Source organism: Leucobacter rhizosphaerae, from assembly GCF_022919175.1.
Classification (GTDB): Bacteria; Actinomycetota; Actinomycetes; order Actinomycetales; family Microbacteriaceae; genus Leucobacter; species Leucobacter rhizosphaerae.
Map to the genome: position 1 here is coordinate 1,274,987 of NZ_CP095043.1, position 14,150 is coordinate 1,289,136.

Genomic DNA, 14,150 nt, shown 5'->3' on the forward strand with positions numbered 1-14,150 from the left:
CATCACTGCCGCAACGACACCTGACACTGCCGCACCACGTCGCGATCGGAACCTCGTTCGGGTCATATCACTACCTCCTCGTAGAGAACGGATTGAGACCCCCTCAACCGTTGTATATCTGTATACAGGAAAGATTATTCTTGCGTCAAGTCACCATGAGAATGATCGTCCTACATGGGGCGGCGGAGCTGAGAGCACTTGCCAACTCCATAAGACTCCTGAATCTCGCTGAGGACGCAGGCCTGCGCTCGGCGGCGACGTCGATGGCAGCACGCAGCGTCGTCGTTTTCCCACTCCCCGCAGCGCCCTTCACGATCACCAACGAATCAGAGGATGCAATCGCCGCAGCAGCGACCGTCTACCCCTCATCCAGCCCTGCCGCGCGTGCGGCGTCGGTCACGTCCGCATGCTCCGGCACTCGCTCCGACGTCGCGGTGGTGAATTGGTCACGTAGCGCGGTTTCGGCGGCGACCACGTTCAGGCTGGTCAGGTGCGCAACGTGCTCCGGCGTCGCCGCATCCGGCGGGAGCACGGAGAAGCAATCCGACACCGCAAGATCGGTAGCTACCGTGATGAACTCGCGCAATTCCGCAGGTGTTGCTTGCACGCCTGCCTCGGTAGTTATGCGGGAGACCTGCTTCCGCACCGTGTGTTTCGTCCATGCTGAAGATGCGGCGGCGCAGCGATCCAGCGCGCGTGCTGCAACCTCCTGCACGGCCAGATCATCCACCCGCACCAGGCGCTGCAGATTGCTTCGTTGCCGCCCACCGTGGTCATATCCGGCGCCAGCAAGTTCCTGAACCCACCACTGCTCATCCTTCAGATCAGCGGGCTTCTTCCCGGGCCGCTGGTGCATCCACGCGATGCCCTGCAACCGCGCCGTCATCACCGGCCCGAGGACTTCGCCGGGATGGCCGGTTTCCCATTCGGCTTCAAGCCGATCAAGGTTGCGCCTGATCTGCGCCGACCGCTTCGACATCACGGCGTTGAACGGCCGCAACTCGGCCACTTCACCGGAGACAGGATCGAGGGTCAGGCCGTGCCCTTCGAGGGCTTGCGCGAGGTGCAGGTGCGCGGCGATGACCGCGGTGCCGAGGGCGCGGATCGCGCCCTGCTACTTGAACAACGCCGCCGTATCGAGCGCCCGCCACTTCCCAGCCGCGCACACCCGAGTGCCGATCTGCCTATGAATATGCCGGCGCGGGTCACCCGCCCGCGATGTCTTGTGCCGGATGCCGACGACCTGCATGTGCTTGAGTAGGTACAACCTCCCGCACGTCACGAGGCCCGACCCAGGTGACGGAGTGTTGACCCAACCAGCGGCGTATCTCTGCCAAGGCGTCCTGCTGGGCCGAATTGAGGGCTTCGGAGACCTCGGGATGCAGCGCGGCGGCGACCGACAGGGACTTGGGGGCGTTGATCGTCATTTCGGCGAACAATGGCGACCCCTTCGTGACCTCGGTGGCCGCGCGCGGGGTGCCCATCGGCTCACCGGTGTCGGGGTTGATCCAGTCCACCCAGCCCTCGTACTCGTCCGCGCGGGAGCGATCGGCCTCGACATAGCGGCGAGCGGAAGCTCCGCTGCCGCGGAACAGGATCACCCCACCCTTCATCTCGACCTCTCTCATGAGTCGACTCATGAGAGAGGTGCGCAAGCCCCGCAAGCGGTGGCATTCGCGCATGCAATGGTGTCAGCGGCGCTACGTGGCGAAGTGGCTTATCTCGGAGGACGGGCTCCGCGGAGCATTCTGCTTGCGTGAAGAGCGAGGTAGGCGCGGAAGTCGTCCGGTGATTCGATCGTGAACTCGATGTCGGTGAGTGTCAGGGAGAGCGCAAGCCATTCGTATGAGTCAACGTGGGCCGTGTAGCGGCATTCCCGTTCGCTAATTGGTTCGATGGTGCCATCGATGCGATAGAGGCGGTCGGCTGCGTGTTCTGCACTTTCATGGAGCGTGAGAACTACCGTGCGTTCAGGGACGCCTCGGAAGTTTGCGCGAAGGTACGCCGGGAGATCATCGGCAGGCAGCGCGCGTGGGTGGAAGCGCTCGTCGCCGATCTGGACATTGCTCATCCGATCGAGTCGGAACGTGCGCCAGTCGCTGCGCGCGCGATCCCAAGAGAAGAGATACCAGCGTTGTTGGAGCCGCACCAGGCGTGCCGGTTCTACCTCACGTTGTGTCGTGTGGGATGTGGTGGCATGGTCGAAGCGCAGGAGCCGTTGGGCTGCGACTGCCTCAGCGACAGTTTTCGACGTGCCTGACTCAGGAAGTGCTCCGGCTGTGCTGGAGATGTCGGTCGTCGAGATGAGGGCGTCGACGGTGCGCCTGAGTTTAGGCGGCAAGATGCGGTGGATTTTTGCTTCGGCTCGTGCCGCAGAAGTCATGGTCTCATCGCCGACCGTTGCTCCGTTGGCTGCCAGTTTCAGGCTCAGGACTGCCGCGATTGCTTCGTCGTCTTCGAACATGAGTGGCGGGAGTGCTCGGCCTGCTACGAGTTGGTAGTGACCTCCGGGACCACGGCTGCTCTGGACGGGATACCCGAGGTTTCGGAGGAAATCGATGTCGCGTCGCAATGTTCTGGGCGTGCTCTCGGTCGCCGTGGCCAGATCGGACGCTGTCCACTGGCGGCCGATCTGTAACAACGAGAGTAAGCGCAGCATCCGCTCCCTTGGCGTCCTCATGTTGCCTCTCCTACCGAACAGGTTGCGGTCAAAACCTGTCCACAACTGATCGTACCGTTGAGACATGACGAAGATGAACGGGGACCGAGCTGCGTGGATCAGTATCGAGCAGGCGAGGACCAACAACCTCCAAGAGGTGTCTGTGCGGGTACCGAAGCACCAGGTCACCGCCTTCACCGGGGTCTCTGGGTCGGGAAAGTCGTCTCTCGTTTTCGGCACCATCGCCGCGGAAGCCACCCGCCTGATCGCAGAGTCGTACCCGCTGTTTGTCCGCAACCGTCTGCCGTCCAGAGGTCGAGCTGATGTCGATCGCATCGACGGTCTCATGTTCACGACGGTCGTGGATCAGCGCCCGTTCACGGGCAATGCGAGATCGACCGTTGGCACCGCGAGTGACATCGCGCCCTTGTTGCGGATGCTCTTCTCTCGTATCGGAGAGCCCTGCGCGGGCTATTCGCCGGCATACTCGTTCAACGACCCATCCGGGATGTGTCCGAGATGCGAGGGGTTGGGAACGGTTGACGATATCGACCTCGACCAGTTGCTCGACACGCGGCTGAGCTTGAATCAGGGTGCAATTCGTTTCCCTGCGTTTGAGCCAGGCACCTATCGGTGGTCTCGAATGGTGCATTCCGGCCTTGCCGACCCCGATAGGCCCTTATCCGAGTTGCCCGACGACGTGCTCAACAGTCTCCTGTACGCGGAGGATCTGCCGCTGGCGTCCCCTGACCCGAAATACCCGAAGTCGAGCAACTTCGACGGAGTGATTCCCAGGTTCCGCAACAGCTACCTGCGCAAGACGCCCTCGCGGCTGACCGACGAAGAACGAGCAGGGCTGGCGAGGATCGTGACTCGGCAGCCCTGCCCCGAGTGCCACGGCGCTCGCGTGAACCAGGCCGCTCGCTCGAGCCTCATAGACGGCCGGTCGATTGCTGACTGGTCCGCGCTCCCGGTCAGCGAACTACGGGACCTGGTGCACGGTGTGCATGATTCGCGCGTGAATCCGGTCCTCACAGCGATCACCGAACGATTGAGGGCCTTGGACGCCGTTGGGCTGGGATACCTCACCTTGGACAGGCACTCGACGACGCTCTCCGGCGGCGAGGCACAGCGAGTGAAGATCGTCAGGCATCTCGGCAGTGCCTTGAGCGACGTTTGCTACATCTTCGACGAGCCCAGTGTCGGCCTCCATCCACACGACGTTCACCGGCTCCTCACGCTCCTGGCAGACCTTCGTGATGCCCACAACACCGTCCTCGTCGTGGAACACCACCCTGCGGTGATCGCCGCGGCCGATCACGTCATCGACCTGGGACCCGGGGCAGGGACGAACGGCGGTCAAATCCAGTTCGAGGGGACACCCGACGAACTGGCCGCCACCGACACAGCGACCGGTCGGATGCTGCACGAACAGGTGCGTCTCAACCTCAACCCTCGGACACCGAAGAAGTCGGTGACCGTCGAACATGCCACAGCCCACAACCTTCACGACATCACCGTCGATATCCCGCTCGAAGTCCTCACCGTGGTGACCGGGGTCGCGGGCTCCGGGAAGAGCACCCTCGCCGCCCAAATCCTCCCAGCTCAACACCCGCAGTTTGTCGTCATCGGGCAAGAACCACTCCGTGGCGGGAACCGGTCAACCCCCGCCACCGTACTGGGAATCGCCGACCCCATCCGCCGTGAGTTCGCTCGCGCCAACCGTATGGCACCGTCGTGGTTCAGCCCCAACGCAAGAGGAGCGTGTCCCGTCTGCAAGGGCAAAGGCTTAATCACTACCGACCTCGCGTTCCTCGATGACGTGAGCACTCCCTGTGAGGCGTGCGGCGGGACCAGGTTCAATCCCCAGGCGCTCTCCGCCCAGTTCAAGGGACACTCGATTGCAGAAGTACTCGCAATGAACGCCTCCCAGTCCCTCGACCTGTTCAGGTCTGTCCGCGACATCACAACATCGCTGGAATGGCTGGAAGACTTAGGGCTGGGCTACCTCAGCATCGGACAAGCGACGAACACACTATCCGGAGGCGAACGCCAGCGACTCCTGCTCGCTAAACGCCTCAGCGACACTCCCGAACCCTCGAGATTGCGGCTCGTGCTCGACGAACCGACCGCAGGACTCCACGGCTCCGACACCGACAGACTCCTCCGACTCTTCGACCGGCTCGTGGACGAGGGAGCCACCATCACCGTCATCGAACACAACCAACGGGTCATTGCTCACGCTGATTACATCATCGACATCGGCCCCGGCGCAGGAGAACTAGGCGGATCCGTTGTCTATCACGGACCCCCGCAAGGCCTGCTCACCGCACGCGATTCGATCACAGGGAAATGGTTGCTGACGCCTCGGCCCACATTGATCACCGCGAAAAGTGAACCGTCCTCGGTTTGATGCCGTTTCCTTTCGAGTTTGGAAGGAAGATTGAGATCATGCCAAAGAGGATCCCGGAGGAGACGAAGCAGCGTGCGGTCAAGCTGGTGCTCGATCATCTCGATGAGTACCCGAACCTGACATCCGCATGCGAAACGGTCGCGAAAAGGCTCGGATTCGGGAAGGAATCACTGCGCCGGTGGGTCCGGCAAGCGCAGATCGACGACGGTGACCGGCAGGGAGCGCACTCGGTCGAGGCCGAGGAAGTTAAAGTACTGCGTCGAGAAGTTCGTGAGTTGCGTGAGGCGAACGCGATCTTGCGGGACGCAGCGGTTTCTTTCGCGGGGGAACTCGACCCCCGACGCCGTTGATCCTCGCGTTCATTGAGGACCAGCGTGCGCTGGGCCGCTCGGTCGGGTCGATCTGCCGGGTTCTGCGGGAGCAGGGTGTACAGGTCGCCGAGCGGACCTATCGGGCGTGGAAACGTGCCCAGCCCTCTGCGAGGGACCTCGCCGACGCGGTCGTGATCGACGCGATCCTCGCCGCCCGTATCGACGACCACGGCCAGCTGACACCGGAATCGATGTATGGACGCCGGAAGATGACCGCGCTGCTGCGCCGGCATGGTTTCATTGTGTCGAAACGGCGTGTGGATCGGTTGATGCGGGACTTCGGCATCAACGGTCTGGTGCGCGGCAAGGGCACCAGGACAACGGTCCCGGACCGGGGCGCCGCCAGAGCGCCGGACCTGCTGGATCGGGACTTCACCGCCCCAGCTCCGAACCGGCGTTGGGTGGCGGACTTCACCTATGTGAGGACGTGGGCCGGGTTCGTATACGTGGCATTTGTGATCGATTGCTTCTCGAGGGCGATCGTCGGCTGGCATGCGAGCACGGTGAAGACGACCCCGTTGGTGACGACCGCGTTGCGGATGGGATTGTGGCGACGCGACGTCGCCGGCCACCCCGCTCAGGACGGGCTGATTCACCACAGCGACGCCGGCTCACAGTTCACGTCCGTGTCCTTCGCAGAAACACTCGCCTTGGAGGACATCGCTGCATCGATCGGATCGATCGGTGATGCATACGATAAGGCTCTCGCCGAGTCCACGATCGGGCTGTTCAAGAATGAGGCGATCCGTGATGGATCTCCTTTCCGGGCCGGGCCGTTCAAGACGATCGACGATGTCGAATGGGCCACTGCAGGATGGGTTGATTGGTACAACGCCAGGCGGCTGCACTCCACGCTCGGCGACGTTCCGCCCGAAGAGTTCGAGGCCGCGTACTACGCTGGCCTCGAAGAGCGCCACCACCCGGTGCTGGCACCCGCATAGGAACGGCAGAAAACCGAGGACGGTTCACCTTCTCCTCGCTCGATTCGATGCCGGCGAGCAATGGGTGCCTCCTCGTGAGCAGCGCAGGTGCCCCCATCGGCCAGGATCCCGAGGTCGCGCAGGTCATCTCGGACTACCATGCCGAACTCCACGACGCCCTCTCCCGTGGGATCCGGGCGTGGGCCCCCGAACTGGATGCCGAGCAATCGGATCGTCTCGCAGACACGGCGACCGGGCTCGTGATCGCGGCGTTCGCACTCGCCCGAGTCGATCTCGCCCAGGCGAACCGCAGCATCGAGACCGCGCGGGAGCTCATCGAGACGGCTTGACGCGGCGGGTTGCGACGCACCGGAACTCCTCAGTCGGCGACGGCGGACGGGCGCAAGAGGCGCGCGGAAGGATCGACCCGTCAGTGCTTCTGGTCGGTCACCGCGAGCACGGCGCCGAGGACGATCATCAACGCCCCTCCAGTGGCGGTCATGCGGGAGAGGCGCCGCGGGGACTTAGCGAACCAGTTCCTCGCCGTCCCCGCGACATCGCAGAGGAACCCACCGGCGCCGCTCCGAGCACCCTATTTAACGAAGCGTCGCCAGCGGCTCACGTGGGCATAGTTGAGCGAAGCAAAAACAATCAATGAAAAGTCAGCTTGCCGCGCTGGGAAATCCCATGCAAACGCTAGTGCACTTGACTGGGGGTTACAGGCATTAGCCTCTCCAGCAGCCCATATAACTAAACAACGGGTTGTGGCGCAGCTTGGTAGCGCACCTGACTACCAGGCAGGCGGATCGGCATCTTTCCTCAACTTGACCAGGGTTTTGGTGTTTCAGGCTTTGCGGAGCGCGTCACATTTTGCATACTTTGCAGGACGTTGACCACTAGATTGGTCCACTACTTCGTCGCCTCGCGACGCCCTCGAAACCTAGTTTGTGGCGAGTTTATGGCGGCCGCATTCGCCACGATCCGCGGTTCGATTCTCCGCGCTGCCCACGCATCAGCTTGCGCTCTCCGCCGGCTACACCGGAACGAAACACACACAGATAGCGGGAGCGGTCTACATTGCACTCCGACCGACTGACCGCCGCTGTCATGCCGTTCCTCCATACGGTTCTTCGAGCATTCGGGCAGTGGTCGGGTTCACGAGGTCGTCGCGCATGATGTAGTGCTGCGCCGTGATCCGGGGATCAGTGTGCCCGAGGAGTTCAGCGGCAAGATTGATCCCTCCGGCGTCGTTGATCGCGGTCGCCCCGGTGCGCCGGAAGCGGTGCGGAGTAACGCCAGTCAGCCCGGCCTGCTCCATCACGTCGCGCAGGCGGCGCCGGACGTTGTTCGTGGTCAGGGCCCCACCGTTACGGTTGGAAAACAGCAGGACCTCAGGGTCGATCGAGAGCCGCTTCCGCAGCCTTGCTTTGATTGCTTTTACCGCGAACGCCGGGAGCGCGATCTTCCGCACCGAGCGTGAGGTCTTCGGATGATCCTGCCGATGGGTCGGTTCTCCCTTCAGGCTGATGATCGTGCCGGCGATCTTCACGGTCGGGATCGTGCTGCGCAAATCGAGGTCGCGAATGCGGATCGCGAGCACTTCCCCGATTCGTGCCGAGGTGCCGAGAAGCACTTCAACGATCTGACCGAGTTGCCCGTCCGGTCGCGGTCCGGCGACGATCGGCCGCTCTTCCCACGCGCGCACGGCCTCACGGATGAGAGCGACTTCGGAGTCCTCGAACGCATCTGGGTTACGGGCCGGCCGGCGCAGGCGCGAGACGTGATCCATCGGATTGCGCGGGATCGCCTCATGCCGGACGGCGAGGCCGAGGGCGAGACGGAGCACCACCCTCGCTTGTCGGGCACGGTTGTAGCTCTGCTTCGCGAGCTGCTTCAAGAAGTAGTCGCAGCGCGCGACACCGATTTCGCGGAGAGTGAGTTCAGCGAATGCAGGAACGACAAGTGTGCGCATGTTGCGTTCGTGCAGCAGCCTCGTGGTGCGGGAGAGCCGATCTTCCACTTCCATGTCTTCGAGCCAGTAGTCCACAAGCGCAGAGAAGCGGCTGTCGGCACTGAGCCCAATGAAGCCAGGCTGAAAGAGGGATCGTTCAGCAAGTTTGCGTTTCAGCGCGATCTCAGCCGCGGCTTTAGTTGCACCGGTGCATTGGACCGCGCGGAGCTTCCCGTCCCAGTCCCGATACCGGGCTCGCGCCTCACACTGCCCTTTGCTGATTTTGCGGTGACTGATCTTCCCGAACGTTCCGATCGGAGTGCGCGGCCTAGCCACGCAGTGCTCCGGAGGCAGAACTCAACATATCTTTTCTTCGATGGCGCAGTCGCGCCTCAACTATGGACATTCCAATAGCCTGCCGGGATGGTCAGTCCTGGCGCGGCATGCACCCCGAGAGTTGAGCCATCTCCTGCGTCCCGGCATGGGCTGTCAGATGCATCCCGCTAGTTTGATGTTTTGCACAGCATGCACCGGGGTTCTCTCGCAGGCTGTTGCGCCCCTGGTTGGTCTTCCGGGAACGACCAAACTGGCACTATGCGCTCACCGGCGGCACTGCCTCCAGCCGCTGTTTGATGAGTTCCGCGTCAAGATCAGGCACACCGATTCGACCTCGGAAGTGACTGTGCTGAACAAGAAGCGCTTCGGAGAACGGGCTCACGAGAGAGGCGACCGCCTCCATCGCCTCCAGTGTCTCTGCCGTGACGGATCGCACATTCTCAAGGTCGATGACGAGGTCTGGGATGTTTCGAAACGCTGGGAGGTAATGGAAACGACCCTGCGTCGCCATTAGAACATCCTTGCGGAGTTCAGCCCACTTTCCCGATGATTTCGTCGCTGTCCAGCCGAGGTACTTCTTGTGAGTCTCAAGCTGTCCTGCGCGAGCCAAGAGGACGAACTCGCACTTCTTCTGCTCAAAGTCACATGCGGGGGTCAGGACGACCCACCAATCACCGCCAGGTTCGCGAATCACATCACCGGGCGACCGCATGTCGGATGCGGGCGGGTAGATGTAGCGGTGGCTTGGGTGAGCGGTGAATGCGTGCTCTCGATCATCATCCAAGATACGAGCAAGCCTACTGATGAGCACTTGAGCCACCGTTGCCGGGTCTACGCCATCCGTGTACTCCGCCCAATTCGGGCCGAGCTCGGTCCACATGTGCTTCGTGAGCACTGATGTCACATGCTCCTCGATGGTGGTGATCGTGTCGACTGTACGACTGGCGATCGCTGCCTCTATGGTGGCTGGCAGTTGATCGATGTCTTCTTTACCTACTACGGAGACGAGCGGCGCCATCGCCTCGTCCTGAACGTTCTCGGGAAGCGCGGTCCAGAAGATCACGGGAGCGAAACGTGCTTCCTTGATCTCGTGGAACACCTCGTGTCCGACAGTCTCATCGGCTGGCATCGAGTTCGAAGCATCTCGTCGAACATCGAGGACGACCACATCGCTTCCACCGTCCCTGACGATGCTGAAGCCCTGGTCGAAGTCTGTCTGGACCGAAACATCTACATCGATATCTGGGTTCTCTTCGAACCCATCGATGATCTCGCGCTGGGCATCGGCCGCCATCTGAGCGTTGTCGTCGATGATGAGGACCCGCCATGTCTTTCTGGTCATCAGACGCGCCTCCTGAATGTGGCCTCGAACGTTGCTCCATCGAGAGGACCTTCTTGGACGAGTGTGAGCTCGCCGCCGTAAATGTCCTCAACCATGTTGCCTGCGATGCTCAAGCCAAGGCCGACGCCATCAGGCTTGGTCGAGAAGTAAGGATCGAAGATGCGGTCACGAAGATCATCGACCACCCCGGGCCCGGAGTCACTGACGATCAGGGTCAGTGATGAATCGGAGTTGCTGCGCGCATCCACAACGACCGCGCGCTCTGCGTCACGTGGCTGCGTGGAGACCCAGAAGATCGCATTCTGAATCAGGTTGACGAGCACGAGCAGCACTTCCGCCTCATCAAGCCGGGTAGAGATGTCTGCGTCCCCCGCCGCAAGGTTGACACCACGATCGTCCGCCTCAACCTGCATGATCGATATTGCCTTCTGGATCAGATCGCGAGTCCGCACTTCCTTCGGACGTCCCCTCTTACGTCCGCCGAAGGGCTCGATCTGGTTGAAAATCGACGACAACATCTCCGCTTGATCTGCGGTCTCCTCCATCGAATTCTGCGCAATAGCGATCTTCTCGTCGGACGACAGAGTAGTTTTTCCCAGATCACGTTTACCGAAACGCGAGATGTTCTTCAGGCGTGTAACGACAGTTCGCCCATCGTGGAGGATGCGATCAACGAGCGAACCAAGCGTCGCAAGACGCGAGTAGCGGGACAGAACTTGCTGCACCTCAGCGACGCCTTCCTGAATGTCGCGGTTCTTGTCATCGATGAGGCCGATCAAGCGGGAATCCCCGGGATAGTTCGTTGCAAGTGCGCTGCGGATCTCGCTCAGGTCGAACCGCTCGAAGAGGCCGCCCTTCTTTTCGGGCTGCGGCTTATCCGGATGGCGCGCTTTATACCGACGGCTCTCCAGTTCATTGAGCGCAGCCCGAACAAGCGTTTGGAGATCGGAATATGCCGTGCCCGCGAGGAAGCCTTCGCGGTTGGATTGATCCTTAAGGCCCTGGTTGTCATCAGCGCCGATGAACACGTGGCCAACGATCTGGTTGTTCGACAGCCGGAGGGTCGGGCTTTGGACTCGTCTGAGGTCGAGGCCAAGCCAGTCATCGCCGCTCTCGCCAAAGGGCAGGACACGGAATCCGTCTCGGTAGATGCTGACACCTGCGACGTCGTCGAGGGTCTCCCGGAATCCTTTGTGGTCCTTTGAGGTAGGGGGTGAACCGTCTGAGCTCGAAGCTATCAGCGTTCGTTGAATCGCGTCCTTGTCTCGGTCCCAGACGTTGATCTCAAACTCGAATGGCCCTGCTAGCGGGGCTCGCTTGTCATTGTTCCAGAGCGTCTTCGTCCCAAGGTCCTCCTCAAGCGGTGGTTCCTGCTGCACGTAGCGAAGGGTTGCGACACCGTTGGAGTCGACCGACCCTCTCAGTTGATAATGCGGTGTCCTCAGGTCGGCGGAGGGATCGATCGGGCCAGCGAAGCCCTGCAGCGCCTCGGGTACGTCTTCAAGTTCAACGAGGATCTGGAAATCAGGTTGAGTTGTGCCTCCATCCGAATCATCCGCCTTGGCAGAGTCGGCTGTCTCGGCCTGTTCGGCAGGGCGTGGACGGATCAGCCGGGTCAATGCTGTGCGGAGCTCAATGAAGTCATCCGCCACCCAAGTGTGAGTCAGCTTCTCAATTCGGAGAATTGTCCCATGCCCAAGCCTCCATGCCTCGCTGCCAGAGTCCGAGAACACGGAAGCCGCTTGGCCCTCCTCCGAAAAGACATCAGGGTCGCTGATCTCCCAGGCCACCTCGATCTCGTCAAGATATGCGTCCTCTTGATCGAATTGCGACCAGTCGATGAGGAGGTTTATCTCTCGGGCGTCTGCTTTCCGGGTAACAAGCAGAAGTTCGTCGCCGAGCCTCGCAGCGGCCAAGCGCCCGATACCCTTTTCGCCGAGAACTCGACGACCGCCATCGCTCTTCGGCTTCCGTCGTTTCGTGTCGGTTGCGATGTCGAGCCATGATCGCTGGAGCGTGGGCACATCCATCCCGTGCCCATCGTCCCAGACCTCAATTCGGCCCTGTCCCTTCTCCAGCGGGCCTTGGAATCGAACTAGGACCGTGGTGGCGTCGGCGTCGTAGGAGTTCTTGACGAGTTCAATGAGAGCAACCTTGTCGCTGCTGATGAGGTCATTGCCGAGCGTGCGGAGTAGACGCGCCCGAGGCCTTAGCGCGCCCTTTCCGCTCGGGACATCCTGAGCAGGTAGTGAAGATTCGTCGTTCATGAGGCCGCCTTTGCGCTGACATTCGTGCTCGAGGTGGCTTTGATAAGCGCGCGCGCCTCCGACACCGTGATGACACGAAGAGCGCTCATTCTCAGTGTGGCTTCGGGACCACCGGAAACGAGCTGCGCGAGAGCGACCTTGATATCAGTGTGGAGGCCTGTCTGGGCTTCAGGCAGGTCCATGAGCATCGTGACGACGTTCTTCACCCGCTCGTTGACAATCAGTTCGTTGCCTCCTCTTAGAAGGGCGAAGAGCTTGCGCTGTGCTGTTCCCAGTGAGGCAGCCGCCAGAGGCGTCCAATCCACGACTCTTGGTCCACGCAACATCTCGCGTAGCTCGCGAAGCGCCTGCTTCCTGGTCTTGCTCAACGCTTGGACGTCGATGTGCTGAAGCGACGCGAGCGAAAGATCCTGAATCCCTCTGAGGGGATCGATCATCGAAGCAGCTGCCTCCTTCGGGAGGCGATGGATATCGAGCAACGCGACAACCACTGCGGAAGCAGCGGTCATCTCAGGTCCTGGATAGAGCCACCATGTGGATTCGCGCTGCTCCTTCGCCCAGGCTGTGAGCCGATCGCGCATTGCGGGTAGCAAAGCGACGTCCGCCTGTGGGACGTCAAGTGGGAGAATCATCTCCGCAACAGCATGCCCAAGGATCGGAGGAACTGCATTTCCGATCTGCCGGAACGCGTCGCTCCTCGTCCCAGCAAATCGGAAATTGTCAGGGAAAGTCTGGATGCGAGCGGCTTCCCTGACTGTCAACGTCCGGTGCTCGCCTGGGTGGATGTACCAATAGCCGTCTTTAGCAATGTGAGCTGTGATGGTCCTGCTCAAGTCATCCCATGGGAGCCGCTTGTACTTGTCATTGAAAGTGTCGGAGCGGTAACGCTTGAGACGTTCCGGAAGGTCGGAGTACAGCGTGGTCGATGTCATGAGCGCGAAGGCTTCCCTGTCATCAGCGCGTACGGGACGGGTCATGTGGTCGTGGATAACGACGGAACCATCCGAGGGGCGCAAACGCTTAGCGAGCTCACTCGTCGGCTCGCCGGAATAGGGAAGTTCCCGTGCTCCAGTTGTATCGTTCAAGGATGGAAGATCCTCGATGGCGTCGCGAACGGTCGGACCGGCGTCGCTGAGCGACGGCCAAGCAGGAACAGCACCGTCGCGTCGGGCTTGAAGGATAAACCGTTTGCGGTGCTGTGGCACGCCGTGACGCCAAGCGTCGAGCAGCCGGTAGTCAACGATGTAACCGGCTTGCTCAAGAATCTCCGCGATCTCTCTGATCACGATGAGATCGTCGCCGATGGCCATGTCAGGAACGTTCTCCATGAGCACGGCGCGAGGCTGCAGGGCAGTTACAACGTCAATGAAGGAGCGCCACAACTCCTTGCGTGCATCGACTGCATCACGGGTACCCTCTTCGATGAGGCTCCGGATCTTCGCCCGCCCAGCCCTGCTGAATGGTTGGCAGGGAGGTCCGCCCGCGACGAGGTCAATTCCGAGAGGCCGCAGCTTCTCGATCAACGCTTGGACCTGAGCCTGATCCGACATGTCGACGTCGAGGGCTTGTCCTCGGAAGTTTGCCCGGTGGGTCTCTAGAGCCGCCTTGTCGTGGTCGACGGCAGCAACCACAGTCCAGCCGGCGGCTTCCACGCCTGCACCGAGACCTCCCGCTCCGGAGAACAGATCGACCGCAAGAGGGCGGCCTGCTTCCTTCTCGGCCACGCACCATTCGGTGAACTTTCCGTCTTCCGGAGCGCCTGGATGTCGGGGAAGGGTGAGCGGCGCTGAGCGCTCGAGCTTCACTGCATACTTCACCACGCGTCAGCACTCCTTCCAGACTTTGGCGTTCACCTCCAGGAGAACACGACCGACGCCGCGAGGGTGCACGA

At 61.5% G+C, this 14,150-nt stretch carries 12 protein-coding genes, 1 tRNA gene and 1 pseudogene; 4 read left to right on the forward strand and 10 right to left on the reverse strand.

Features of this window, described 5'->3' with window-relative positions:
• Positions 1–145 precede the first annotated feature (145 nt).
• The 6 genes and pseudogenes from MUN76_RS15550 to MUN76_RS15610 form a co-directional block, all read right to left on the reverse strand.
• Positions 146–319 carry a hypothetical protein gene (locus tag MUN76_RS15550; RefSeq protein WP_346730408.1) on the reverse strand — a complete coding sequence of 58 codons (174 nt, stop codon included), beginning with the start codon at positions 317–319 and terminating at the stop codon, positions 146–148.
• A 39-nt stretch (positions 320–358) separates the two neighbouring features.
• The gene (locus MUN76_RS05880) at positions 359–1,009 is read right to left on the reverse strand and encodes a hypothetical protein (RefSeq protein ID WP_244688006.1); all 651 of its coding nucleotides are present in this window, start codon (positions 1,007–1,009) and stop codon (positions 359–361) included.
• A 105-nt stretch (positions 1,010–1,114) separates the two neighbouring features.
• Positions 1,115–1,249: a relaxase domain-containing protein gene (locus MUN76_RS15495; protein ID WP_256451809.1), complete on the reverse strand. Its 135-nt coding sequence runs from the start codon at positions 1,247–1,249 to the stop codon at positions 1,115–1,117.
• Complete coding sequence (locus MUN76_RS05885; protein WP_256451810.1) at positions 1,206–1,628, reverse strand: relaxase domain-containing protein; 423 nt, start codon at positions 1,626–1,628, stop codon at positions 1,206–1,208. Before MUN76_RS05885 ends, MUN76_RS15495 begins: the two co-directional genes overlap by 44 nt.
• An 89-nt stretch (positions 1,629–1,717) precedes the next feature.
• Positions 1,718–2,464: a helix-turn-helix transcriptional regulator gene (locus tag MUN76_RS05890; RefSeq protein WP_244688008.1), complete on the reverse strand. Its 747-nt coding sequence runs from the start codon at positions 2,462–2,464 to the stop codon at positions 1,718–1,720.
• A gap of 54 nt (positions 2,465–2,518) precedes the next feature.
• Positions 2,519–2,746 (reverse strand): annotated as a pseudogene (locus MUN76_RS15610) (HTH domain-containing protein); the annotation flags it as partial.
• Here MUN76_RS15610 and MUN76_RS05895 point away from each other — a divergent pair.
• From MUN76_RS05895 to MUN76_RS05915, 4 genes are all read left to right on the forward strand, one after another.
• On the forward strand, positions 2,745–5,072 hold the full coding sequence (locus MUN76_RS05895) for an excinuclease ABC subunit UvrA (protein ID WP_244688010.1): 2,328 nt from the start codon (positions 2,745–2,747) through the stop codon (positions 5,070–5,072). The pseudogene MUN76_RS15610 and the gene MUN76_RS05895 sit on opposite strands and share 2 nt — an antisense overlap.
• Before the next feature lie 38 nt (positions 5,073–5,110).
• A protein-coding gene (locus MUN76_RS05900) for an IS3 family transposase (RefSeq protein WP_244688012.1) occupies positions 5,111–6,384 on the forward strand; the annotation gives its coding sequence in 2 pieces (ribosomal slippage) (positions 5,111–5,381 and positions 5,381–6,384; 1,275 coding nt in all).
• Between the two features lie 74 nt (positions 6,385–6,458).
• Positions 6,459–6,713, forward strand: a complete 255-nt coding sequence (locus tag MUN76_RS05905) for a hypothetical protein (protein WP_244688014.1) — start codon at positions 6,459–6,461, stop codon at positions 6,711–6,713.
• Positions 6,714–7,121: 408 nt separating this feature from the next.
• Positions 7,122–7,194: transfer RNA gene (locus tag MUN76_RS05915), tRNA-Gly, on the forward strand.
• 274 nt (positions 7,195–7,468) lie between these two features.
• Here the strand turns inward: MUN76_RS05915 and MUN76_RS05920 are convergent.
• From MUN76_RS05920 to MUN76_RS05935, 4 genes are all read right to left on the reverse strand, one after another.
• The gene (locus tag MUN76_RS05920) at positions 7,469–8,410 is read right to left on the reverse strand and encodes a tyrosine-type recombinase/integrase (protein WP_244688015.1); all 942 of its coding nucleotides are present in this window, start codon (positions 8,408–8,410) and stop codon (positions 7,469–7,471) included.
• Positions 8,411–8,906: 496 nt separating this feature from the next.
• Entirely contained in the window at positions 8,907–9,992 is a 1,086-nt protein-coding gene (locus tag MUN76_RS05925) for a DNA-binding transcriptional response regulator (protein ID WP_244688017.1), read from the reverse strand.
• On the reverse strand, positions 9,992–12,259 hold the full coding sequence (locus tag MUN76_RS05930) for a sensor histidine kinase (RefSeq protein ID WP_244688019.1): 2,268 nt from the start codon (positions 12,257–12,259) through the stop codon (positions 9,992–9,994). Before MUN76_RS05930 ends, MUN76_RS05925 begins: the two co-directional genes overlap by 1 nt.
• Complete coding sequence (locus MUN76_RS05935) at positions 12,256–14,079, reverse strand: DNA cytosine methyltransferase (protein ID WP_244688021.1); 1,824 nt, start codon at positions 14,077–14,079, stop codon at positions 12,256–12,258. Before MUN76_RS05935 ends, MUN76_RS05930 begins: the two co-directional genes overlap by 4 nt.
• Positions 14,080–14,150: the final 71 nt, after the last annotated feature.

Bases quoted from the DNA above. Each gene is read 5' to 3' on its own strand.
- MUN76_RS15495 (WP_256451809.1), bottom strand. From the start codon at position 1,249: ATGCAGGTCGTCGGCATCCGGCACAAGACATCGCGGGCGGGTGACCCG.
- MUN76_RS05885 (WP_256451810.1), bottom strand. From the start codon at position 1,628: ATGAGAGAGGTCGAGATGAAGGGTGGGGTGATCCTGTTCCGCGGCAGC.
- MUN76_RS05890 (WP_244688008.1), bottom strand. From the start codon at position 2,464: ATGTTCGAAGACGACGAAGCAATCGCGGCAGTCCTGAGCCTGAAACTG.
- MUN76_RS05895 (WP_244688010.1), top strand. From the start codon at position 2,745: ATGACGAAGATGAACGGGGACCGAGCTGCGTGGATCAGTATCGAGCAG.
- MUN76_RS05925 (WP_244688017.1), bottom strand. From the start codon at position 9,992: ATGACCAGAAAGACATGGCGGGTCCTCATCATCGACGACAACGCTCAG.
- MUN76_RS05930 (WP_244688019.1), bottom strand. From the start codon at position 12,259: ATGAACGACGAATCTTCACTACCTGCTCAGGATGTCCCGAGCGGAAAG.